The sequence below is a fragment of the Pseudomonas medicaginis genome (assembly GCF_965119365.1).
Lineage (GTDB): Bacteria > Pseudomonadota > Gammaproteobacteria > Pseudomonadales > Pseudomonadaceae > Aquipseudomonas.
In genome coordinates, this window is the sequence record NZ_OZ221631.1 from 5,059,434 (window position 1) to 5,081,445 (window position 22,012).

Below are 22,012 nucleotides of genomic sequence, written 5' to 3' on the forward strand. Positions count from 1 at the left end.
AGAGATCTGTGCCTGGCTGGGAAGCCTGCGCCGTTGCGCTTGAAGCCAAACCTGAGGAATATGCTCGGGTAAAGCCCAGGTATCGGGCCCAGAACATTGAGAGCACCATGAGCCAATCCCCCAGCCTGCCCGTCGACCAGACGGTGCATTTCGGCCCTTACCGAGTCCATCCGCGCCAGCGCCTGGTACTGGAGGGCGAGCAACCGTTGCGCCTGGGACGGCGCGCCGTGGAAATTCTGCTGGTGTTGCTCGAACACGCAGGCGAGGTGGTGAGCAAGCAGCAACTGATCGCCCGGGTCTGGCCCAGGAGCGTGGTGGAAGACACCAACCTGCGCGTGCACGTCGCGGCCCTGCGCAAGGCCCTCGGAGATGGCCAGGCCGGACAGCGCTACATCGTCACCGTGGCGCAGCGCGGCTACAGTTTTGTCGCCCCCCTGTCATTCGAACTCCGCGCGCCATTGGCGCACATCCCCCACCCGTCCCTGGCGCGCAACCTGCCGCTGCAGCGCACGCGCCTGATCGGCCGCCAGGCCCTGGTGGAAAACCTGGTGGCCCAGCTACCGCGAAAACGCTTCATTACCCTGGTCGGCACCGGCGGCATCGGCAAGACCACCGTTGCCCTGCGGGTCGCTGAACGGCTGATCGGCCACTACCGTGACGGCACCCACCTGCTGGACCTGGCATCACTCAACGACGCGGCCATGATCGCCCCCAACCTGTGCGCATTGCTCGACCTGCCCCAGCAGGACGGTGATCCGCTGGACGCCATTGCCCGGCAGCTCAGGGAACGGCATCTGCTGCTGGTGATCGATAACTGCGAGCACCTGATCGACGCCATCGCGCAACTCAGCGAAACCTTGCTGCGTGGCGCCCCTCACCTGCACATCCTGGCCACCAGCCGCGAAGGTTTGCGCGCCGAAGGCGAACACGTGCAGCGCCTGGACGCCCTGGCATTTCCCCCCCGGGAGATGCCCATCGAAGGTTATCCCGCCCTGGAATACCCGGCGCTGCAACTGTTTGCCGAGCGGGCGATGGCCAGCCGTGACGACTTCGAACTGACCGACCGCGAGGTGCCGTTGGTGATCGACATCTGCCAACGGCTGGACGGCATTCCCTTGGCCATCGAGCTGGCCGCCGGACAACTCGGTCGCTTCACCCTCGAAGCCCTTCACCGGCAACTGCAAGACAGCGTCGCCCTGCTCCACAACGACACCGACGCCGTACCGCGCCAACAGACCCTGCGCGCCACGCTGGACTGGAGCTTCGCGTTGCTCACGACCTGTGAACAAACCTGCCTGCGGCGGCTGGCGGTGTTCATGGGCAGTTTCAACCTGGCCTCGGCCGCCGCGGTGATCGTCGGCCAGCATGTCGCGCCCGACCAGGTGCTGGTGTCGGTCAGCCAGTTGGTCGCCAAATCGTTGCTCAACGTCGAGATCGGCGATGAAGAAGTGCGTTATCGCCTGCTGGATACCACCCGCCGTTATGCCTTGGAGCAACTGGCCAAAGCCGGGGAACTGGCGGCCAGCCAGGAGCGTCATGCCGAGCGCTGCCTGGCACTCATGGGACGAGCGGAAAGCGACTGGGAAAACACCCCCACCCGATTGTGGATCGCTCGCTACGCCGACTACCGCGACGACATCCGCGCGGCCCTCGACCGAGGCCTGGGCCCGCAGGGCTCCCACGCCGTCGCGATCCGGCTGACCGCTCGCACCCTGCCCCTCTGGCAGGAGCTGTCGCTGCTCAAGGAGCACGGCCTCTATGTCAACAAGGCGCTGCAATTGCTGCGGACCAGCCCCTCGCCATGCCCACGCCTGACCTTGGCCTTGGAGCTGGCCCACGCCAGTTTCAACTACCACACCGAGGGCGGCACGGCGGCCACGGTCCGTGCCTTCGCCACCGCCCGGCAACTGGCCCGGCAATGCCAGGACCGGGCCAGTGAGCTGCGCGCCGTGTCCGGGCAAATGACCGTCGACCTCAGTTGCGGCAACTACCAACAGGCCCTGGAACACAGCCTGGATTTCGACCAGTTGGGTTTGCAGGGCGACCCGCCCCTGTCCTTGAGCACCCAACGCCTGCGGGTGCTGGCGCTGCACTTCACGGGCGACCAGGGCGCCGCGCGGCATGAAGCCGAACAGGTGATCCAGCGCCTGGCCCAGAGTGGCCACCTCAGCCGCTTCAGCCACGGCTTCGGCGTGCAATACGACCAGAGCGTGGCCGCCCTGACGATTCTGGCGCGCATCCTCTGGCTGCAAGGTTTTGCCGAGAAAGCCCGGCGCACCGCCAACCTGGCGTTGCAGATCGCCTTGCAGATCAACCACGGCATTTCGATCTGCTACACCCTGGCGCTGGCCGGTTGCGTGATCGCCCATTACACAGGCGACTATCCAACCGCCCGGGAAAGGCTCGACCTGCTGAAACAGCAGGCCAAGAAACATTCGGTGATGCTGTTCCATGACTGGGCCTGCCTTTACGACAGCGCATTCGAAGGCCGGCCCCTGGAGACGAGCCCGACAAACGGGTTGGTCCAGGACATCGCGGTCACCCTGCGCCCAGAGTATGTCAGCCCGGCGCAATTGGAGCGGGCCCGCAGCGGCGCCGCGGGCTGGTGTGCGGCTGAGCTCCTGCGGGCCGGCGCCGAAACCTTGCTGGCCCGGAACGAACCGTCCCTGGAAGAAGCCGCCGAAGCCCAACTGCTGGCCGCCCATTCCGTGGCCCGCCGCCACCAGGCCCTGGCCTGGGAGCTGCGCAGCGCCACGTCCCTGGCCCGCCTGTGGCAACGCCGGGGGCAGGTGCACGCCGCCCAGGAACTGCTCGGACCGGTCTATCGTCGCTTCAGCGAGGGGTTCGACACCCCGGACTTATTGGAGGCCGACGCGCTGCTCCGGACGCTGACTCGCCGGTTGGGGCCTTGAATGACGCGCGCCCCACGCGCCTTGCAACACATAACGCCGATGGAACACAGGCCATTGACCACTGCGCCGCAGCTTGTCCATGGCATAGGCGCGAGTGGTGTGCAGCAGTCTGAAATGCCCCCCTTCGGCCAACGGTTCGACCATCAGCAGTGAAACGCTCGCCAACCGCGCCAGCAGCCCGGGCAATTGCCCGACACTCAGCTCGGCGCAGGTGATCACGGCCAGCGCCGCCCTGAGCGTAAACGGCCCCTCGAACACCGCCAGGCGCAAGAAGGTGGTCCGTTCGTCAGCACTCAAACGCTCGACACTGGCATCCAGTACGGCCTCGAGGCTTCGATGCCGGGGCACCGCCGTACGCCGCCCTTGGCTCAGGAGGGACAGACCGTAATCCAACTGCTCGAGGACCCCTGCCACCCCCAAGGCGTCGACCTGAGCCGCCGCCAGTTCCAGCGCCAGCGGCAAGCCATCCAGGCGTTGGCAGATCTGTGCCAGGATCAACCAATCACGGCCATGGGGCTTGAAATCTTGCAACCGAGCGCCGACCCGCTCGACCAGCAACTGCACCGCCGGGCATGCCATGATCTGGTGCTCGGGTTCCAGGGGCGACGCCACCGCCAGGCCCGGCAGGGGCATGATTCTTTCGCCCGGCAACGCCAGGGGTTCGTGGCTGCTGCACAACAGCGCCACCCCCGGCGCGGCCGCGGCCAGGGCCTGGGCCAAGTCCCGACAGGCCTCGAGCACGTGTTCGCAACCGTCGAGCACCAACAACATGCGACAGGGCTCAAGGCGCCGCCCCAACGAACCGTGCGCCAGGCCCAGCGTGTCGGCCACCCGCGCCATCACTTGTGCAGGATCGCTGATGCCCGCCAGGTCAACGAACCAGCACCCGTCGTCAAAATGTTCGAGCAGCAGCTGCGCCACCCGCAACACCACGGTGGTCTTGCCGACCCCGCCCGGACCGGTCACGGTGGTCAGGGCTTGACGGGGCACCTGCGCCAGTAACCGGCCCAGGACTCTGTCACGGCCGACCACCGGGTTCAAGCGCGTGGGCAGGTTGTGCCGCTCGGCCTGGGGACTGAAAGACAACACGGCGTCCTTTTGCACCACCCGGGGCATCGCCAGGCAATAGCCTTGTCGCGGGTGGTTGAGAATATAGCGAGCGCCGTCCCGTCCGTCGGCGAAGGCCCGCCGCAGCGCCGCGATGTGCACCCGCAGGTTGATTTCTTCCACGACGCTGTCGGGCCAGACGTGGGCGATGAGTGTTTGCTTGCTGACGTAATGGCCGGCGTGCTCCACCAGCACTTGCAGAACATCCAGGGCACGGCCGCCCAGCGTGAGAGGTTGACCGTCACGGGTGACCAGCCGCTGCTGCCGGTAGAACGCAAACGGACCAAAGCTCACCGTCGGCTCGCTATCGGGTCTGACGAAACTGTTCATGGGTGATCCAGCGCCGGATAACCGTTCCGGACATCAGCGCGCGGATCACCGAACACGTCTGCCCTGGCTCCTGCGCATCCTTTCCAAGGGGTTCGCCGTTATCTTGGCAGGCGCAGGTCTCAGGACAATGCTGGCACAGGGAGCACCACGGACATCACGGTGCCCTGGACGGACACCAACGGCTCAACTGAACTGCTGGCGATATTGCACCGGGGTCAGGCCGAGCTTTTCCCCGAACAAAAAGCGCATGTGCCGCACACTGCCGAAGCCGCTGCGAAACGCCACGGTCTTGAGCGGCAGGTCGGTGCTTTCCAGCAACTGGCGCGCCCGGTCAATGCGCGCGCCTTGCAGGAACTCCATCGGCGTCATCTTCACTTCGCGGGCGAACAGGCGGGCGAAATGTCGCGAACTCATGGAAGCCAGCGCCGCCATGCGCTCAATGGTGAACGGTTCTTCCAGGTGCTCCATGACATGGTTCTGCACGCGGGTAATGGCCGATTCCTGTGCCGCCACTGCCGCCACCAAAGGGCTGAATTGCGCCTGACCGCCCTGGCGCTTCATCACCACAAGCAACACCTTGGCCACGTCCAGCGCGACTTTGCGACCATGGTCCTGGGCGACGATGGACAGCGCCAGGTCGATACCGGCGGTGACGCCGCCGGACGTGATCAGGCGTCGGTCCTGCAGGAAGATCTTGTCGGTTTCCACCAAGGCCTTGGGGAAACGTTGTATCAGGCGTTCGGTGTAATGCCAGTGGGTGGTGACGCGATAACCGTCGAGCAAGCCCGCCTCCCCGAGCACAAAGGCGCCGGTGCAGATGGAGCCGTAGCGCGTGGCTCGTTGCGCGGCGGCTTTCAGCCAGATGTGCAAACCCGGGTGCCGATCGTTGTAGGCACCCGGCCCACCCGGCACCAGCAACACTTCGTAGGCCGCCCACGCCTGATCGATGTGGATATCGGCCTGCACGGTCACACCGTTGGAAGCACGCATCGGGCCGCGCTCGGTGCCCAGGGTCAACAGTTGATAACGGTTATCCGCCTCGAGGTATCGATTGGCGATCGAAAACACTTCCAGCGGCCCGGCCATGTCGAGCAGCAAGAAGTCTGGGAACAGCACCATTGCAACGGTTTTCATCAGTAAAAACGCCGGAAAATCAGAGAAAACACATCCCTGTGGGAGCGAGCCTGCTCGCGAAAGCGCTCGATCAGCCCACCCAGCACCAACGGCCCGCGCATTCGCGAGCAGGCTCGGCCCACAAGGCAGGTGTAGAGGCATTATGACGAAGCCAGGCGCCGGGGGCGAGCCGACAATTGTCTACTCAGACAGGACAATATTTCGTTTTTCACCTACTTATTGAAGATTACGCTAACCATTAACCTTCTTCTGAACCCGGCGAACGGCCACCCGGCCGTCGCCCATAGACATCAGGAGAACTCATCATGCTGACCCTTCGCAAAGCTTCGGACCGCGGCATTGCCCGCCACGGCTGGCTGACCTCGTTCCACACCTTCTCGTTCGCCAGCTACCGCAACCTCAACGAACAGGGCTTCTCCGACCTGCTGGTCATCAACGACGACCGGGTCGCCGCGGCCAAGGGTTTCGGCCAGCATCCCCACCGGGACATGGAGATCTTTTCCTATGTGCTCGAAGGGGCGCTGGAACACAAGGACACCTTGGGCACGGGCTCGGTCATTCGCCCCGGTGACGTGCAGTTGATGAGCGCCGGCAGCGGCGTGGCCCACAGCGAGTTCAACCACAGTGCGGACGAGCCGGTGCATTTCCTGCAGATCTGGATCGTGCCCAACGTCAGCGGTGCCACGCCCCGCTATCAGCAGGAGCACTTCAGCCGCGAGCAGAAACAGGGTCGCCTGCAATTGATCATCTCTGCGGACGGCGCCGACGGCTCGCTCCAGGTGCGCCAGGATGCACGGGTCTATGCCGGGTTATTCGATGGCGAGCAAAGCGCCACCCTGACCCTGGCACCGGATCGCTATGCCTACGTGCACGTGGCCCGAGGCGCTGTTGAGCTCAACGGCGTGCCACTACGGGAAGGTGATGGCGTGCGGGTGCGCGAGGAGCAAGTCCTGACCTTGAGTAACGGCCAGGATGCCGAGGTGCTGGTGTTCGATCTGCGCCCGCAGGAACTGCCGCAGATGCCATGAGGCAACCTGTCAAACTTTGTGGGGGCAAGCTTGCTCTCACAAAGGCTCTTAAAGTCTGGAGTCGTGATTCTTTGGGCATTTCAGACGAAAAACGTCTAAAAAAAAGTAGGCGGTTGGGCGATTTCAAGCTTTGATCTATTGGAGCGGCGACGCACCTCAGGGTGAGGCGTGATAACCCGAGTAAATGTGTGTGTCTGTTGCCGAGAACCAGGGGAACCTATAAAGTTCCCGAAAGGACTTCGCTTCTGACCGACGGTCATAGATGCTAGCCAATGCAAATTGACCCGCTGTATCGGATTAGGCAAAATGATTTCACTTTGCTATTAATCTTTTCCTGACTTGCTTATTCATGGAAGAAAGCATGAAAACCGTCATATCCCTCGCTTTAATCTCGATTGCGTGCAGTGCCACCGCGGACGTCCAGAACATCAAATACCTTTATGATGATTCGGATGCCGTGTACTCCATCGTCTCGTTTGTCGACAGCGGCACAGCCATCCAGGCCACCGTGCAGAGAGCGGGTGCTTACTTCACCAACTACACGAAACTGGAACTCGACTGCGCCAGCCGCAATGTGCGGCACATGGGGATGTACAACAGCCTCGCCGGGCTGGAAAAAGCCCAGTTCGACCAGATGCAAGGGCGGATCATCGACGGCTCGATCGCCGACGAAGTCGGCAAGGCGCTGTGCAAGGAGACGACCTTGACCGCATCCAAAGCCGCTCCGCAAACCGAAGACCTGCCGACCGAAACACAGTCCGACGATAACAGCTGACTCGTGTCCATGACGCGGGAGCTTGCTCCCGCTGAGCCGCTCCCTACCCCCTCGCAAAACATCCTGCCTATCCAGCAGTGGCTTTATCGCAAGGCCTGTTTGCGCTCCGATTTCGAACGGTAACTGCCAGGCGGCACACCAAAGAAATCCCGGAAACGCCGCTGGAAGTGCGGCGAGCTGACGAAGCCTGTCGCCACGGCGATTTCGGTCACCGACCGATTGGTTTGCTGGATGAGTTGGCGCGCACGCGTCAGGCGCAGCTCCAGGTAATAACGCGTGGGGGTCGCACCGAGAAAACTGCAGAACCGCCGCTCCAACTGCCGCTTGGAAATCTTCACGCACGCCGCCAACTCATCGATGGTCAAGGGCTCCTCTACGTTCTGCCACATCAGCTCCAGAGCCAACTTGAGGCTTTCTGGCAGCGTGGGGTCGGTCTCGACGAAAACCGGCGGCAAGTCCGTGGCATCGTCGCCTGACTCATCACAACGCAGAATCTCCTCGATGGCCCCCACCAGCGCCGCTCCGCCCGTCTGGCGAATCAACTGGAGCATCATGCGCAACGAACTGTTGGCGCCCGCACAACTGACCCGCTCCCGATCCACCACATAGGCCCGGTTGGACACCTTCACGTGGGGAAACACCTCCGCCATCATGGCGCGGCTTTCCGGGTGGACAGCGCACTCGAAACCATCCAGCAGATGGGCATCGGCAACGAAAAAGACACCGTTCCACAGCCCCCCCAGGATCGCCCCGGACGTCGCGTGGGCGCGCAGCTTGCGGCGCAACAAGGGGTGACCTTGCAACTTCACCCGAAAGCCCCCCGCGACGATCAGCACATCCTGGTTTTCCGGCATCTGCGCCAGTTCGATGTCCGTGGAGATGACAATGCCCAGGTCGCTCGTCACCTGCCCACCTGACACCCCCACCGTCAGCACGTCATAGAGGGGCATGTCGCTCATCAGGTTGGCGGTCACCAGTGCGTCCACCGCACCGGTGAAGGACATCATCGAGAAGTTATCCATCAATACAAACGCGACGCGGATCGGTGCCTGGCTGGCAGGTGCCGCGCCGAGGGGCCGATAAGCCATGTTCTTGTTTTTGAGTACGCTCTCGAATGCGCTTGGCATAGGGCCTCGTTAATACATTTAAGACGATGAGGGTTTGCTGCATGCAGGTGCCCTGAGCCGCGGGGCGAAGGCGCAACGCAAACCACGCTATCTTCCAGACTAGTCAAGCCGGCTGCAATCGCGCCTGCGTCGTCTACCGGTCGGCCCGCGCCAAAAATGGCAAGCCTCAAGTGCCTGCGACTTTGGTCGATACACTGGCAGTAGGCATGGGCGCTTTTCCCCTCCAGAGACTCGCAACGCCAACCACTGCTGTTTCCGCCGTTCCAACACTTAAAACATTCCGCGGGAGAAGTCATGAATATCAAACAGAAGCTGACATGGGCGTTCGCGGCCATCGCCTGCCTCCCGGTTATCCTGGTGGCGGTGCTTGTCGTGCTGAACCTGCGAGACGCGGCAAAGGCCAACTTCCTGGACAGTAGCGGCCGTGAAATCCGCCAGATCGACAACGGCATGAAGCAGTTCTTCGATGGCATCAGTCAGAACGTCGAGTTTTTCGCCAAGGATCCAAGGATCGTCGCGGCCAAGGACCTGAAAAACTACTCCGGTGCCGACGCCGCACAAATTCCTCTCCCCGAGAACAACAAACAGCTTTTGGAGATCTTCGACAGATTCGCCAAGAGCCACCCGACCACCGCCTATCTTTCCCTGGGCCTGGCCGACGGCGGCTATGCCAGCTGGCCTGACGATCCCAAGATAGCCAACTACGACCCTCGGGTGCGTCCATGGTACAAGGCCGCCATCGCCAAGCCGGGCACCACCGTGCGTACGGATGCCTATTATTGGGCGCCGGATGATGTGTCATTGATCGGCATCGTGCACACGGTTTCAGACGCCGCCGGCAAGCTGGTGGGCGTGGTGGGCCTGGACGTATCGCTCAAGCAACTGACCGAACTGGTCAAGAACATCAAGCTGGGCGACAGCGGCTACCTGATGCTGGTGGAAGCCAACGGCAACGTCCTGGTGGACGCCGCCGATGCCAAGCACAACTTCAAGCCGCTGGCCGACCTGGGCCCCAACTATGCCGAGCTGGCCAAAAGCAGCGATGGCGTGACCCAGATCGAAATCGACGGCGTGCCTTACATGGCCCACGTGGTCAGTTCCAAAGGGTTGGGCTGGCGCTTCATCGGCCTGATCAAGCGCGACGAAGTGATGGCCGAGGCTTCGAGCCTGACCTGGTTGATCGCTGCCATTGCCGCCGTGCTGGCTGTGGTGTTCGCCATCGTTGGGGCGAGCTTCGCCAGCATGATCGTGCGGCCGATTCGCGGCGTAGCCAATGGCTTGCAGGAGATCGCCGAAGGTGAAGGCGACCTCACCCGTCAGCTCACGGTGCAAGGCAAAGACGAAACCGCCACCCTGGCCAGCTGGTTCAACCAGTTCCTGGGCATGATTGCCCAATTGGTGCAGCGCATCGGCAGCGCCTCATCCGACCTGCAAACCGCCGCCGCCGACACCAGCGAAGTGGCGCAGAACATGAACGAAGCCGCCGGGCGCCAGCGCCAGGCCGTGGAGTTGGTGAGCACCGCGTTCAACGAAATGGTCGCCACCGCCAACGAAGTGGCCCGCTCGTGCAGCCAGGCCGCCTCCAGTGCGGACGAAGGCTATCGCGACGTGCATGACGGCCAGCACCACATCGGCGAAGCCACGGGCAGCGTGCTGAAACTGAGCGAGGACCTGCAACAGTCGACCCAGACCATGCAGGCGCTGGAACAGGACAGCAAGAACATCAACACCATCCTCGACACCATTCGCTCCATCGCCGAGCAGACCAACCTGCTGGCCCTCAACGCCGCCATCGAAGCCGCGCGGGCCGGTGACCAAGGTCGCGGGTTCGCCGTGGTGGCCGACGAGGTGCGGGCCCTGGCACGCCGCACCGCCGACTCCACCGGTGAGATCGACAGCCTGCTGGGCAACCTCGCACGGCGCACCCAGGAAGTGACCCTGCAGATGCAAAACAGCCTGCAGGTGTCGCACACCAGCGTCGAGCGCATCCAGCAGGCCCGAGACAGCTTCGACAAGATCCGCAACTCGGTGGACTCGATTCGCGATCAGAACACCCAGATCGCCACGGCAGCCGAGGAACAGCACCAAGTGGCCGAAGACATCAACCGGCACATCGCGCAAATCCATGCCGATGCCCAGTTGGTCGAGGAATTCGCCCACTCGGCGCAGACTGGCTCGGGGCGCTTGACCGATATTTCCGGGCAACTCAAGGGACTGGTGGGACGCTTCAAATTCTAAACCGGGCTTACGTCCACTGAAGATCAATTGTGGGAGCGGGCTTGCTCGCGAAGGCGTCGGCACTTCCAACATCACCGGCACAGGCAGACCGTTTTCACGGGCTCGATCCCACAGCTTCTTCCTTCAGCTCAAACCCAGAATCGATGCAAGATGCCCATTGAGGAACTTGCCGCCGGGATCGAGCGCCTGGCGCACCTGGCTGAATTCAGCCCAGCGCGGGTACAGCGCCTGGAGTGCCCTGGCGTTCAAGGAGTGCAGTTTTCCCCAATGTGGACGGCCCTGGTATTTCCAGAAGATCGGCTCGATGGCCGCGAAGAAACTGTGGTGGTCCATCTGGTAATGCTGGTGCACGGAGATCGAGCAACTGTCCCGGCCTTCGAACATGCTCAAGGCAATGTCGTCGGCCTTCACGTAGCGGTATTCGATGGGAAACCAGGTGCGCAGGTCCTTGTCGCGGATCAGTGCGAGGATCTCCCGCAGGCACGCTGGACCGTGTTCGGCCGGCACCGAATATTCCATCTCGTTGAAGCGCACGGTGCGGGCGTTGGCGTAGATGTCATGGGAATCACCGACGCGGTCATCGAAATCGGCCACCAGCCGCAGGCTATTGAGCAGCGCGCGTCGGATCGCTGGAAAATCGCTGCCGTACTTGTCGAGGTTTTCGATCAGGGAGACGAACTCGTTGCCGCCCTCCTCCTCGGGGCTGATTGGCGGCGTAGCGGGGTCGGTGGTTTCGTTCAGGGTGATCGACAGCGCATAGTCGGAATGGGTGACGACCTGCATTTCCCAGTGCTGGTTGTCCCGGGCATGGGTGTCCACCTCCTCGAGCAACTCCTCGGTCTTCGCCACCCACTGGTGCTCGCGCAAGCGATAGGCGGCGCGATTCTGCAGGCGCACGCGGGTCACCAGCCCCAGCGCACCAAGGGATACCCGAGCAGCCCTGAACACGTCGCGATGGCGCTGGGCATCACAATCGAGCACCTCGCCGCGGGCCGTTACCAGTTGCAGGCCAACCACCTGGGACGCGTACGAGCCGAAGGCCTTGCCAGTGCCATGGGTCGAGGTGGCGATGGCTCCGGCCAGGGTCTGGTAATCCACGTCGGCCATGTTCGGCAGCGCCTGGCCGATGGCCTTGAGCGCCGGGCCCATGCGGGACATGGGCGTGCCACCGCCGAATTCCGCTTGCAGGCTGGCCCCGTCGTGATCCAGCAAGCCATTGAAGAAACTCAGCGACAACAAGGTGCCGTCGGTGGGCACCAGGGCGCTGAAGGAATGACCGGAACCCACCGGACGAATCCGCCCTTCGGCGCGGCGCACCACCTGCACCAGTTCATCAAGGTCCTTGGGGGCCAGGCGCGCCGCCGGCAGGCAGCTCTGCGCACCGGACCAGTTGCGCCACGGGATCAACCGAGGCGCGCGCATCAGCTCGGCCAGGGCCCCCTGGTTGCCCAATGCGGTAAAGGCGGCGACAACGCCGGCCTGTTGCAGCAACCGACGCCGTGAGTAGTCCATCGTCATGCCGTAGTACCCGTATTGATTATTGGAAGTGTTGACCGGACATGAAGGCGATCAGGGCCAGGAACTGCTCTTCGGAACAGTGCATGCACAGGCCCATGGGCGGCATGCCGTTGTAGCCGTTGATGGCGTGGTCCAATAGGGTATCCGCGCCCTGGGCGACCCGCGGGGCCCAGGCGTTCGTGTCGCCGGTCAACGGTGCCCCGGCACCGGGGTTGGCGTGGCAGAGCTTGCAGCTGCTGTCGTAGACCTGGGCCAGTGCCGCATCGCTGGGCATGGCCGTGAACACCGTGGGCGCGGGCGGCTTGGCCTCTTCGCCACACGCGACAAGCAACGCGCCGAACGACACGACGGCAGCGGTTCGAAGCAGGAAGGAAGGTGTGATTGCCGACATAAGGCCCTCTTGACGGCGCAACGGTTGCGCCTTTCTTGTGGTGGGTCTGGCAGCTCCCACACTAAGGCACACCACCGCGTCGGCTTAAGGTCATTGGGGGCCATAAAAGGGGGCTTGGGCGGCCAGCACTGGAGCGTCGATGACCCTGTGGCGAGGGGATTTATCCCCGCTGGGGCACGTGGCGGCCCTAATGTGTCGCCTCGGTATTCAGGTAGGCGTTTTGGGGCTGCTGCGCAGCCCAGCGGGGATAAATCCCCTCGCCACAGGGGTACTGCGCGGTCAGGGCAGCAGCAGGGCCTGCTCGTGCTCGCACAACTGCGCCACGTAATCCCACAGCACCCGCAGCCGTACGGACTTGTGCAGTTCGCGGCGGGTGCTGATCCAGTAGCTGCGGCGGATGGTTTCGTCCGGCAGCAACGGCACCAGGGTCGGATCGCCGCTGGCCATGTAGCACGGCAGCACCGCGATCCCCAGGCCCGAACGCGCGGCCTGTTGCTGGGCGATGACGCTGGTGCTGTGGAACACCACTCGGGGGTTGCGGCAAAAGCTGTTGAGGAACATCAGTTCCTGGCTGAACAGCAGGTCGTCGACATAACCGATCCAGGCATGGCGTGCCAGGTCTTCGCGGCTGCGCAACGCTGGCGAGCGGTCCAGGTAGGCCTGGCTGGCGTACAGCGCCAGGCTGTAGTCGGTGAGTTTACGGGTCACCAGCAGGTCGGCCGCCGGGCGTTCGAGGTGGATGCTGATGTCCGCCTCCCGATTGAGGATGCTGACGAATCGCGGCACCGCCACCAGTTCCACTTCCAGCCCCGGATAACGCTGGAACAACCCGTCCATGCGGCTGGCCAGGAACATGATGCCCAGCCCTTCGGTCACCCCCAGGCGGATCTTGCCCAGGGGCGCACTGGACTGGGTGATGTCCTCCTGGGCCAGCAATGCCACGTTCTCCATGGCTTCGGCGTGCTTGAGCAACGTCTCGCCGGCCGGGGTCAGTTCATAGCCCTGGGCATGCTGGACGAACAGCGCGGTGCCGAGGCTTTTCTCGATGGCCTCGATGTGCCGGGCCACCGTGGCGTGGGTGGTGTTCAGGCGTCGCGCGGCCGTCAACAGACGCCCGCTGCGTTGCAGCTCCAGGAAATAGCGCAAGTCATTCCAGTCGAACATGAGGGGTTCCTTGAACACGCCTGAAGACCCGACTGTTTATAAACGCACAGCCGCTGCGCAAAAACTAACATTCTTTTGACGAAAACTAACAACTAGGATGGTTCCCACAACAACAAGAATGAGGTCGCGAATGCAACCTGTCGTCGATGAATACGATTACGTGATCGTGGGCGCCGGCCCTGCCGGGTGCTTGCTGGCCAATCGGCTTTCGGCCAACCCGCAACACCGGGTGCTGCTGCTCGAAGCCGGTGGACGTGACAACTATCCGTGGATTCACATCCCGGTCGGCTACCTGTTCTGCATTGGCAACCCACGCACCGACTGGTGCTTCAAGACCGAAGCGCAACCGGGCCTGCAGGGGCGCGCCCTGAGCTACCCCCGCGGCAAGGTCCTGGGCGGTTGCTCCTCCATCAACGGCATGATCTACATGCGCGGCCAGGCTGCGGACTACGATGGCTGGGCCGCCGAGGGCAATCCCGGCTGGGCCTGGGAAGACGTGTTGCCGCTGTTCCGCCAGAGCGAAAACCACTTTGCCGGCACATCCGAGTTCCACGGCGCCGCTGGGGAATGGCGGGTCGAACGCCAGCGCCTGTCATGGCCGATTCTCGATGCCTTCCGCAGCGCCGCCGAGCAGAGCGGCATCCCCAACGTCGACGACTTCAACAGCGGCGACAATGAAGGCTGCGGCTACTTCCAGGTCAACCAGAAAGCCGGGGTGCGCTGGAACGCGGCCAAGGCGTTTCTCAAGCCGGTGCGCCAGCGTGCCAACCTCACGGTGTTGACCGACGTCGAGGTTGACCGCGTGTTGCTGCGTGACGAGCGCGCCCACGCGGTCAGCGCCCGTTGGCAGGGCAAAGGCATGACCTTCAAGGCCCGCAAGGAAATCGTCCTGTGCGCCGGCGCCGTTGGCTCGCCAGGGATCTTGCAACGCTCCGGGATTGGCCCGCGCAGCCTGCTGCAACACCTGGGCATCGGTGTGACCCATGAGTTGCCCGGTGTCGGCGGCAACTTGCAAGACCACCTGCAACTGCGGCTGATCTATCAGTTGGAAAACGCCCGCACCCTGAACCAGATCGCCGGCACGCTGTGGGGCAAGATGGGCATGGGCCTGCGCTACCTGTACGACCGCAGCGGCCCGTTGTCCATGGCCCCCAGCCAACTCGGCGCGTTCGCCCGCTCGGGCCCGGAGCAGGCCTCGGCCAACCTCGAATACCACGTGCAGCCGCTGTCCCTGGAGCGCTTCGGCGAACCGCTGCACAGCTTCCCGGCCTTCACCGCATCGGTCTGCGACCTGCGCCCGCAAAGCCGTGGCCGGGTGGACATTCGTTCGGCCGACCCGCACGAAGCACCGCTGATTCAGCCCCATTACCTGAGCCATCCCGAAGACTTGCGGGTTGCCGCCGACGCCATCCGCCTGACCCGACGCATCGTCGCGGCCCCGGCCCTGAGCGCGTTCAAACCCGTGGAATACCTGCCGGGTCCCAGCCTGCAAACCGAAGAGGAACTGCACCAGGCCGCCGCCCGGATCGGTACGACGATTTTCCACCCGGTCGGCACGTGCCGCATGGGCCAGGACCAAGACGCCGTGGTGGATGCGCAACTGCGCGTTCACGGCATCAAGGGCCTGCGCATCGCCGATGCCTCGATCATGCCACGTATCACCTCGGGCAACACCTGCTCGCCGACCTTGATGATTGCCGAGAAGGCCGCGCAGATGATGCTTGAGGCAGACACAAGAATCACCACGTCCCAAAAGGAGCCGGCCACGGTCTGACAACAACCCCGCCCCCCTGTGGGAGCGAGCTTGCTCGCGATAGCAATCTGTCTGTCACCTAGGCGTTGAATAGGCAGCTGTCATCGCGAGCAAGCTCGCTCCCACAAGGGGATGAGTCTATTCAAGGAAAGTGTGTCAAATCAGGAGACGCCACCCCGGCGTCGCAGTGGAACAACAAAAACAATCACTGTGAGGGATATCGATATGTCGGAACATGTTCAGCCCCTGGAAGCTACGCGCAGCGCCGGCACCAGCCAGGAAACCCAGAAAGTCATCTTCGCCTCGTCCCTGGGGACGGTGTTCGAGTGGTACGACTTTTTCCTGTATGGCGCCCTGGCGGCGGTGATCAGCAAGCAGTTCTTTGCCGGGGTCAACGACACCACCGCGTTCATCTTCGCCCTGATGGCCTTCGCCGCGGGTTTCATCGTGCGGCCGTTCGGGGCACTGGTATTCGGCCGGTTGGGGGACATGATCGGACGCAAGTACACGTTCCTGGCCACCATCGTGCTCATGGGCCTGGCGACGTTCTGCGTCGGCCTGCTGCCCAACTACGCCAGCATCGGCATCGCCGCGCCGATCATCCTGGTGGTGCTGCGCATGCTCCAGGGCCTGGCCCTGGGGGGTGAGTACGGTGGCGCGGCGACCTACGTCGCCGAGCACGCGCCAATGGGCAAGCGCGGTTTTCATACCAGCTGGATACAGTCCACCGCGACCCTCGGGCTGCTGCTGTCGCTACTGGTGGTGCTGGGCTGTCGCTACTTCACGGGTGACCAGTTCGAAGTCTGGGGCTGGCGCATTCCGTTCCTGCTGTCGATCCTGCTGCTGGGCATCTCCACTTGGATTCGCCTGAGCCTGCATGAGTCGCCGGCCTTCCTGAAAATGAAAGAGGAAGGCAAGTGCTGCAAGGCACCGATCCGCGAATCCTTTGGCAAATGGGAAAACCTGAAGGTGGTGCTGATCGCCCTGTTCAGCATCAACGCCGGGCAAGCGGTGACCTTCTACGCTGCGCAGTTCTACGTACTGTTCTTCCTCACCCAGTTCCTGAAGATGGACCCGGCCCTGGCCAACAGCCTGCTGATCGTCAGCGTGGTGATCGGCGCGCCGTTCTTCATCTTTTTCGGCTGGCTGTCGGACAAGGTCGGGCGCAAACCGGTGCTGATGATCGGCCTGTTGCTGGCGACCGCCCTGTACTTCCCGATCTTCAAGACCCTGGCCCACTACGCCAACCCGGCCATCGACCTGGCGAGCCGTCAGGCACCGATCACCGTGGTCGCCGACCCGGCCACGTGCACCTTCCAGTTCGACCCGGTGGGCAAGGCGCGTTTCGACAGCCCGTGCGACAAGGTCAAGACCTTCCTGGTCAAGCAAGGCCTGCCCTACAGCAGCGTCGCGGCTCCGGCCGGCAGCGAGGTGCAGGTCAGCGTCGGTGACGTGAAACTCGAAGGCTATGACGAAGCCGCCTTGCGCGGCGCGGTGACCCTGGCCGGTTACCCGCAAAAGGCCGACGCCCAGCAGATCAACCGGCCGATGATCGTGGCCTTGATCGTGGCGCTGATCATCATCTCGGCGATGTGCTACGGACCGCTGGCGGCGTTGATGGTCGAACTGTTCCCGACACGGATCCGCTACACCTCCATGTCCCTGCCCTACCACATCGGCAACGGCTGGTTCGGTGGCTTCCTGCCCACCGTGTCGTTCGCCCTGGTGGTCTACACCGGGGATATTTTCTACGGGCTGTGGTACCCGGTGGTGATCACCGGGGTGAGCCTGGTGGTGGGCATGATCTGCCTGCGGGAAACCCGGAACGTGGACCTGGATAAAAACTGAGGACGAAACCGTGGCGAGGGCACTGTCGCCCTCGCCGCCGGGATCAGAAGTGCGCCTTCACGGTCATGGTGAAGTTGCGCGGCTCACCGTAATAGTTACCGAAACCCTCGGTGCCGATGGTGGTGTAGTAGCGCTTGTCGAACAGGTTGTTGCCATTGAGCGCCACCGACCAGGTGTCATCGATGCGGTAGCCGACACGGCCATTCCATACCGCATAACCGGCCTGGGTGATCTTCTCGCCCGTCGCCGGCGAAACCCGGAAGTTGTCGCTTTGTGCATTGACCCCGGCGCCGACACTGAACCGTTCGAACGCTCCGCCGAGGGCATAATCGCCCCACAGGCGCAGCACATGGCGCGGCACATAGCTGTTGAACGAACCACCGTTGAGGCTCGTGTCAATGTCGTCGAGGGTCTTGGTCTGGGTGTAGGTGTAGCCGGCCAGCAATTGCAGGCGCTCGATGACTTCACCGCTGCTCTCGGCTTCGAAACCTTGGGCGCGAACCTTGCCGGCGTTCTCATAGCAGTAACCGTCCGAAGACGCGCAACTGGAGGTGTAGTCGGTCTGGGCCTGGTCTTTTTGCAGCGTGCGGAACAGGTTGAAGGCGCTGTTCAGACGTCCCTCGAACCACTCGCCCTTGATCCCCAACTCATAACTCTCGCCCACCAGGGGCTTGAGCGCCGAGCCGCTTTCGGAGCGATAGTTGCCCTGGGGCGTGAAGATATCCGAGTAACTGGCGTAGGCCGTCAGGTGCTCATTGAGGTCCAGCAGCACGGCGGCAAACGGGGTGACCTGGCCCGTCTCCGTGCTCTTGGCGTGCTCCGAACCGCCGGTGAGAAACTGCGAGTCGGTCTTGGAGCGGTACCAGCTCACCCGACTGCCCACGACAAAGGTCAACGGGTCCGCCAGTTTCAGGCGCAGGGTCGAATACATGCCCTGCTGCTGGGTAACGGTTTTGACCGGGCCACCGCGCGTCGAGTTTTCGATGAAGTAACTGTCGTCCGGTTCGGGAATATGTCGATCCGGTTCGAATACGTTCTGCTTCTGCGGCAAGAAGGCGACCGAGAAAAAATCGTCCTTGTCCGAACGACTGGCATTGAAACCGACGATCAATTCATGTTGCTGTCCCAGGGCGTCGAACTTGCCGTCCAGGTAGGCGTCGAGGCCGTAATCGACCTGGTCATAGTCGTACATGCTGCCCAGCAGGTTGGTGGTCGCGGTGCCTGGCGCCACCGAACCCGACGCAAAGGCGTATTTGATGTCCTGGGTATTTTTCGTATAGACACCAGCGACCTTCACCGCCCAGTCGTCGTTGAGCTGATGTTTGAGGTCGCTGAACACCGTAGTCCGCTGGCTGCGCCAAGTGTTCCACGACGGATCCAGGCAAGTGGAACGGCTGAGTTTCAGATCGCTGCCGTCCCGGTAACGAGGAAGCCCGCCCCAGCAAGGGCTTGCATCGACGTCTTCATAGGCAACGCCCACGCCGAGCGTGGTGTCGGGCGACAGATCGAAATCCAGGGCACCGTAATAAATCTGGTCCTTGCGCCGGGCATCGTCGTAGAAAAAATGCCGGCTCTGCTCGGCGATCACCGCCCGGCCCCGCACAGTGCCGGAATCATTCAGCGGGCCACCGGTATCGACCTGCCCACGGTAGTTGTCCCAGGTGCCGCCCGAGAGGCTGAGTTCGGTCTGGGCCGTGGCCTGGCCACGTTTGCGGACAAAATTGACACCACCGGAAGTACCGCCTGCGCCCTTCATCATCCCGGCGGCACCGCGCAGGACTTCGACACGGTCGTAATAAGCCATGTCGCTGCTGAAACTGTCGGCCTGGACATAGCTGTTGCCCATGTCCAGCGGAACGCCGTCGTATTGATACTGCCCAGACATGCGGAACCCGCGGGAATAGAAATACTTGCCGCCCATGGTCGAGTCGTAGACGGTGATGCCGGGGGTCTTTTCCATCACTTGATCGATGGTGTTGAGGTTCTGGTCATCGAGCATCTTGCGGGTGATCACCGTCACCGACTGCGGTGTTTCGCGCAGGGAATGTTCGCCCTTGCCGATGGTCACCGCGCCCGTCGTGTAGGAACCACTGTTCTCGGTGGTCGCCCCGAGCATCTGTGCCTCGATGGTGGTAGCTCCCAGTTCCATGACCGAACCGTTGGCGGGCAGCCGGCGCAGCACATATGTACCGTTGGCCTGGGGCTCAGCTTGCAGGCCACTACCGCCAAGAATGCGGGCAAAGCCGTCGCCCACGCCGAACGAACCTCTCAGGCCGGGCGATTGCAAATCCCCGAGTTGCCGGGCATCAAACGAAAGGGCGACGCCGGCGGCGCTGGAGAAACGGGTCAGCACATCCACCAGGCTGCCGGCACCGATATCGTAGGCCTGCACCGCTTGCTGCTGCGCCGCCGGGCTGGCGTTCACGACCGTGGCGCTGGCGGTCGTGACCGCCAGCAAACCGATTTCCACTGCAAACACCAGACGGCCTGGCACGCTCACCCACGTCATATTTCCCCTCCCCAAACGGTCGATAAAAACTCACTGAGGAAGAGCCGAACGATGGAGACGAAAAGTGCAGGGGCTGGTTTATTTATTGTTCGGCATTACCGCCGATCGCCACCGGCGACCTGGACCCAGAAGCGGCTGTAGCGGGTCACTCGCAGCGAAAAACCGCTTTCCAGCGCGGCCAGGGCGAGATCCGTGTTATCGACGGGGAACACACCGGACACCTTCAAGTCGCCAATCGCCGGATCCCAGCGCAGCACACCGGGACGGTAACGCGACAACTCATCCAGCAGCGCCGCCAGGGGACGGTCAATGGCGATGATGCTTCCCTTCTGCCAGGCACCGACCGACACGTCGTTGCCGCGCAGCGTCCCCAACGACCGCTCATTGAAGTCCAGGCGCTGGCCGGCTTCGACCCGCCGCCTTGACCCACTCGCCGACAGGCTCACTTCGACCGCTTTCTCAAGCACCGCCACTTCGCCGCCCCGCCCCTGGCTACGGACGATAAACCGCGTGCCCAGCGCAAGCACCTCGGCCGGCCCCGTGACCACCGTGAACGGACGTCGCAGGGGATCGACCGCCGTTGTCACGAGCACCTCACCCCGCAACAGCTCCAGGCGTCGCTGCCGTCCATCGAAACGAACATTGATCGAGGTGTCGGTGTTGAGCAGGACCGTGCCGCCATCGGCCAGTTGAAACTCGCGACGTTCGCCCACCGCGGTGTGGTAATCACACAACAGGTTCTGGGTGGCCTGGCTGTGCCAGCCCAGCCAACCCAGGCCGCCAGCGGACGTTAGCAGCAAGGCGCTGCGCAACACCTGGCGTCGGGATCGCTGGTGGGTGTCGTTCAAGGTCGGTGCCGCCAGGGCGCCCGGCACGCTTGCCATCTGCTCGGCCACCGCGGCCATGCGCTGCCAGGCCTGGCTGTGCAACGGATCGGCAGCCAGCCAGGCGCACCAATCGGCCCGGTCCGCGTCGGTCGTAATGCCCGAATGAAGCCGGGCGTACCACCGCGCCGCCACACGGATGGCGTTCAACTCTTCGGGTGGCAGGTTCATGACAGCTGCAATTGAATGTGCATCAGGCAGCAATGTTCCATGGCCTTTGCCATGTGGTTATTGACCGTGCGCACGCTGACGCCCAGGCGCTCGGCAATTTGCGGGTATGTCAGGCCATCGAACTGCGACAGGATGAACGCCTGCCTGACACGCGGCCCCAACCCCAGGAGCAGACGGTCGATCTCCATCAGGGCCTGGAGCAGGATCGCCTGCTCCTCCAGCGATGGGTGCTGCTCTTGCGGCATGGCGGCCAATGCTTCGAGGTAGGATTGCTCCAGCGAACGACGACGAAACAGGTCGATCAACAGCCCCTTGGCGATCATCGACAGGTACGGTCGCGGCTCGCGGATATCCAGCGCGGTGCGCGCCTTGATGACCCGCACAAACGTATCCTGGGTCAGGTCGGCGGCATCGAACGTGTTGCCCAGTCGCTTGCGCAACCAGCCCTGGAGCCAACCGTGATGATCACTGTACAGAACGTCGACAGCACTGCGTAGGGACAGATCGTTGGAGGGCATGGCAATGGAATAATTCGCGACTGATAATGACTCGCATTGTCATCGACCCCATCGCCGCTTGCAACCCAAACGTGCCCGGCCGTCCCTCGCCTTGCGCAATCACTCAGTTGATGGCGTGATTTTTCACCGTGCTCTCCACCAGGTCCAACATCTGTCCCAAGGCCCAGGGCTTGGCGATGAACGACGCGTGGTGCTTGATACCGGCGCTTTCCGGCGTCTCGAAACCGGACATGATCAGCAGCGGGATCTGCGGCCAGCGGTCTCCGGTCAGGTTGGCCAGGTCCGCACCGTCGATCTTGCCGGGCATGGTGATATCCGTAAGCAACAGGTCGACGTAGTGGGCGCTTTCCTCGAGGAACGTCAACGCCGCATCGGCGCTTTCCCGAGGCTCCACGACGAACCCCTCGTCCTCAAGGATTTCACAGAGGAATTCCAGGATGGTTGGATCGTCTTCCACAACGAGAATCAAACGGGTAGTCGCCTGGTCGCCGCCATTTGGCATCGAATTCATGAAAGTAACTCTCCTTGACCTCATCAAGCTTCTTTGCGGTTTCAGCCGCCTTGAAGTTATGAGCGACGCCCCTGCGAGAAATTCATTCTGCGTG

General features: G+C 62.9%; 16 protein-coding genes and 1 pseudogene. 7 read left to right on the forward strand and 10 right to left on the reverse strand.

Annotation, left to right across the window (positions count from 1 at the left end; translation table 11 throughout):
* The first annotated feature begins 107 nt into the window (after positions 1–107).
* Positions 108–2,912, forward strand: a complete 2,805-nt coding sequence (locus tag ACMTA2_RS21980) for an ATP-binding protein (protein WP_413791752.1) — start codon at positions 108–110, stop codon at positions 2,910–2,912.
* On the opposite strand, the gene ACMTA2_RS21985 is transcribed toward ACMTA2_RS21980, so the two are convergent.
* Entirely contained in the window at positions 2,859–4,349 is a 1,491-nt protein-coding gene (locus tag ACMTA2_RS21985) for an ATP-binding protein (protein ID WP_413791753.1), read from the reverse strand. The genes ACMTA2_RS21980 and ACMTA2_RS21985 overlap by 54 nt on opposite strands.
* Positions 4,350–4,532: 183 nt before the next feature.
* Positions 4,533–5,483, reverse strand: a complete 951-nt coding sequence (locus ACMTA2_RS21990) for a GlxA family transcriptional regulator (RefSeq protein WP_413791754.1) — start codon at positions 5,481–5,483, stop codon at positions 4,533–4,535.
* 305 nt (positions 5,484–5,788) lie between these two features.
* Here ACMTA2_RS21990 and ACMTA2_RS21995 point away from each other — a divergent pair, with 305 nt between their 5' ends.
* Together ACMTA2_RS21995 and ACMTA2_RS22000 are read left to right on the forward strand one after the other, a co-directional pair.
* Entirely contained in the window at positions 5,789–6,511 is a 723-nt protein-coding gene (locus ACMTA2_RS21995; protein WP_413791755.1) for a pirin family protein, read from the forward strand.
* A 361-nt stretch (positions 6,512–6,872) separates the two neighbouring features.
* Positions 6,873–7,286, forward strand: a complete 414-nt coding sequence (locus tag ACMTA2_RS22000) for a hypothetical protein (protein WP_413791756.1) — start codon at positions 6,873–6,875, stop codon at positions 7,284–7,286.
* Between the two features lie 83 nt (positions 7,287–7,369).
* Here the strand turns inward: ACMTA2_RS22000 and ACMTA2_RS22005 are convergent, their stop codons facing one another.
* Complete coding sequence (locus tag ACMTA2_RS22005) at positions 7,370–8,413, reverse strand: GlxA family transcriptional regulator (RefSeq protein WP_413791757.1); 1,044 nt, start codon at positions 8,411–8,413, stop codon at positions 7,370–7,372.
* Positions 8,414–8,707: 294 nt separating this feature from the next.
* Between ACMTA2_RS22005 and ACMTA2_RS22010 the strand changes: the two are divergent.
* Together ACMTA2_RS22010 and ACMTA2_RS22015 are read left to right on the forward strand one after the other, a co-directional pair.
* Positions 8,708–9,790, forward strand: a pseudogene (locus ACMTA2_RS22010) (HAMP domain-containing protein); the annotation flags it as partial.
* 93 nt (positions 9,791–9,883) lie between these two features.
* Positions 9,884–10,651 (forward strand): methyl-accepting chemotaxis protein, encoded by a 768-nt coding sequence (locus ACMTA2_RS22015; protein WP_413795702.1) that lies wholly within the window; start codon positions 9,884–9,886, stop codon positions 10,649–10,651.
* Between the two features lie 123 nt (positions 10,652–10,774).
* On the opposite strand, the gene ACMTA2_RS22020 is transcribed toward ACMTA2_RS22015, so the two are convergent.
* The 3 genes from ACMTA2_RS22020 to ACMTA2_RS22030 all read right to left on the reverse strand — a co-directional run bounded on the left by ACMTA2_RS22020 (position 10,775) and on the right by ACMTA2_RS22030 (position 13,724).
* Positions 10,775–12,073 carry a D-arabinono-1,4-lactone oxidase gene (locus ACMTA2_RS22020; protein ID WP_413795703.1) on the reverse strand — a complete coding sequence of 433 codons (1,299 nt, stop codon included), beginning with the start codon at positions 12,071–12,073 and terminating at the stop codon, positions 10,775–10,777.
* A gap of 115 nt (positions 12,074–12,188) precedes the next feature.
* On the reverse strand, positions 12,189–12,560 hold the full coding sequence (locus ACMTA2_RS22025) for a c-type cytochrome (RefSeq protein WP_072406927.1): 372 nt from the start codon (positions 12,558–12,560) through the stop codon (positions 12,189–12,191).
* A 279-nt stretch (positions 12,561–12,839) separates the two neighbouring features.
* On the reverse strand, positions 12,840–13,724 hold the full coding sequence (locus ACMTA2_RS22030; RefSeq protein WP_413791758.1) for a LysR family transcriptional regulator: 885 nt from the start codon (positions 13,722–13,724) through the stop codon (positions 12,840–12,842).
* Positions 13,725–13,854: 130 nt separating this feature from the next.
* Between ACMTA2_RS22030 and ACMTA2_RS22035 the strand changes: the two genes are divergently transcribed.
* Positions 13,855–15,498 (forward strand): GMC family oxidoreductase, encoded by a 1,644-nt coding sequence (locus ACMTA2_RS22035; RefSeq protein ID WP_413791759.1) that lies wholly within the window; start codon positions 13,855–13,857, stop codon positions 15,496–15,498.
* Positions 15,499–15,702: 204 nt separating this feature from the next.
* A complete protein-coding gene (locus ACMTA2_RS22040) occupies positions 15,703–17,325 on the forward strand; it encodes an MFS transporter (RefSeq protein ID WP_413791760.1) in 1,623 nt (540 codons plus the stop codon).
* A 43-nt stretch (positions 17,326–17,368) separates the two neighbouring features.
* Here the strand turns inward: ACMTA2_RS22040 and ACMTA2_RS22045 are convergent, their stop codons facing one another.
* From ACMTA2_RS22045 to ACMTA2_RS22060, 4 genes are all read right to left on the reverse strand, one after another.
* Positions 17,369–19,834, reverse strand: a complete 2,466-nt coding sequence (locus ACMTA2_RS22045) for a TonB-dependent siderophore receptor (RefSeq protein WP_413791761.1) — start codon at positions 19,832–19,834, stop codon at positions 17,369–17,371.
* Between the two features lie 95 nt (positions 19,835–19,929).
* Positions 19,930–20,889 carry a FecR domain-containing protein gene (locus ACMTA2_RS22050; RefSeq protein ID WP_413791762.1) on the reverse strand — a complete coding sequence of 320 codons (960 nt, stop codon included), beginning with the start codon at positions 20,887–20,889 and terminating at the stop codon, positions 19,930–19,932.
* The gene (locus ACMTA2_RS22055) at positions 20,886–21,407 is read right to left on the reverse strand and encodes a sigma-70 family RNA polymerase sigma factor (RefSeq protein ID WP_413791763.1); all 522 of its coding nucleotides are present in this window, start codon (positions 21,405–21,407) and stop codon (positions 20,886–20,888) included. The genes ACMTA2_RS22050 and ACMTA2_RS22055 overlap by 4 nt, the downstream gene beginning before the upstream one ends.
* Positions 21,408–21,510: 103 nt before the next feature.
* Positions 21,511–21,918, reverse strand: coding sequence for a response regulator (locus ACMTA2_RS22060; RefSeq protein WP_413791764.1), 408 nt, complete (start codon positions 21,916–21,918; stop codon positions 21,511–21,513).
* Positions 21,919–22,012: the final 94 nt, after the last annotated feature.

Bases quoted from the DNA above. Each gene is read 5' to 3' on its own strand.
- ACMTA2_RS22025 (WP_072406927.1), bottom strand. From the start codon at position 12,560: ATGTCGGCAATCACACCTTCCTTCCTGCTTCGAACCGCTGCCGTCGTG.
- ACMTA2_RS22060 (WP_413791764.1), bottom strand. From the start codon at position 21,918: ATGAATTCGATGCCAAATGGCGGCGACCAGGCGACTACCCGTTTGATT.
- ACMTA2_RS22000 (WP_413791756.1), top strand. From the start codon at position 6,873: ATGAAAACCGTCATATCCCTCGCTTTAATCTCGATTGCGTGCAGTGCC.
- ACMTA2_RS22035 (WP_413791759.1), top strand. From the start codon at position 13,855: ATGCAACCTGTCGTCGATGAATACGATTACGTGATCGTGGGCGCCGGC.
- ACMTA2_RS21985 (WP_413791753.1), bottom strand. From the start codon at position 4,349: ATGAACAGTTTCGTCAGACCCGATAGCGAGCCGACGGTGAGCTTTGGT.
- ACMTA2_RS22045 (WP_413791761.1), bottom strand. From the start codon at position 19,834: ATGACGTGGGTGAGCGTGCCAGGCCGTCTGGTGTTTGCAGTGGAAATC.
- ACMTA2_RS22030 (WP_413791758.1), bottom strand. From the start codon at position 13,724: ATGTTCGACTGGAATGACTTGCGCTATTTCCTGGAGCTGCAACGCAGC.
- ACMTA2_RS22005 (WP_413791757.1), bottom strand. From the start codon at position 8,413: ATGCCAAGCGCATTCGAGAGCGTACTCAAAAACAAGAACATGGCTTAT.
- ACMTA2_RS21990 (WP_413791754.1), bottom strand. From the start codon at position 5,483: ATGAAAACCGTTGCAATGGTGCTGTTCCCAGACTTCTTGCTGCTCGAC.
- ACMTA2_RS22015 (WP_413795702.1), top strand. From the start codon at position 9,884: ATGAACGAAGCCGCCGGGCGCCAGCGCCAGGCCGTGGAGTTGGTGAGC.
- ACMTA2_RS22050 (WP_413791762.1), bottom strand. From the start codon at position 20,889: ATGAACCTGCCACCCGAAGAGTTGAACGCCATCCGTGTGGCGGCGCGG.
- ACMTA2_RS22055 (WP_413791763.1), bottom strand. From the start codon at position 21,407: ATGCCCTCCAACGATCTGTCCCTACGCAGTGCTGTCGACGTTCTGTAC.
- ACMTA2_RS21980 (WP_413791752.1), top strand. From the start codon at position 108: ATGAGCCAATCCCCCAGCCTGCCCGTCGACCAGACGGTGCATTTCGGC.
- ACMTA2_RS22040 (WP_413791760.1), top strand. From the start codon at position 15,703: ATGTCGGAACATGTTCAGCCCCTGGAAGCTACGCGCAGCGCCGGCACC.
- ACMTA2_RS21995 (WP_413791755.1), top strand. From the start codon at position 5,789: ATGCTGACCCTTCGCAAAGCTTCGGACCGCGGCATTGCCCGCCACGGC.
- ACMTA2_RS22020 (WP_413795703.1), bottom strand. From the start codon at position 12,073: ATGCGCGCGCCTCGGTTGATCCCGTGGCGCAACTGGTCCGGTGCGCAG.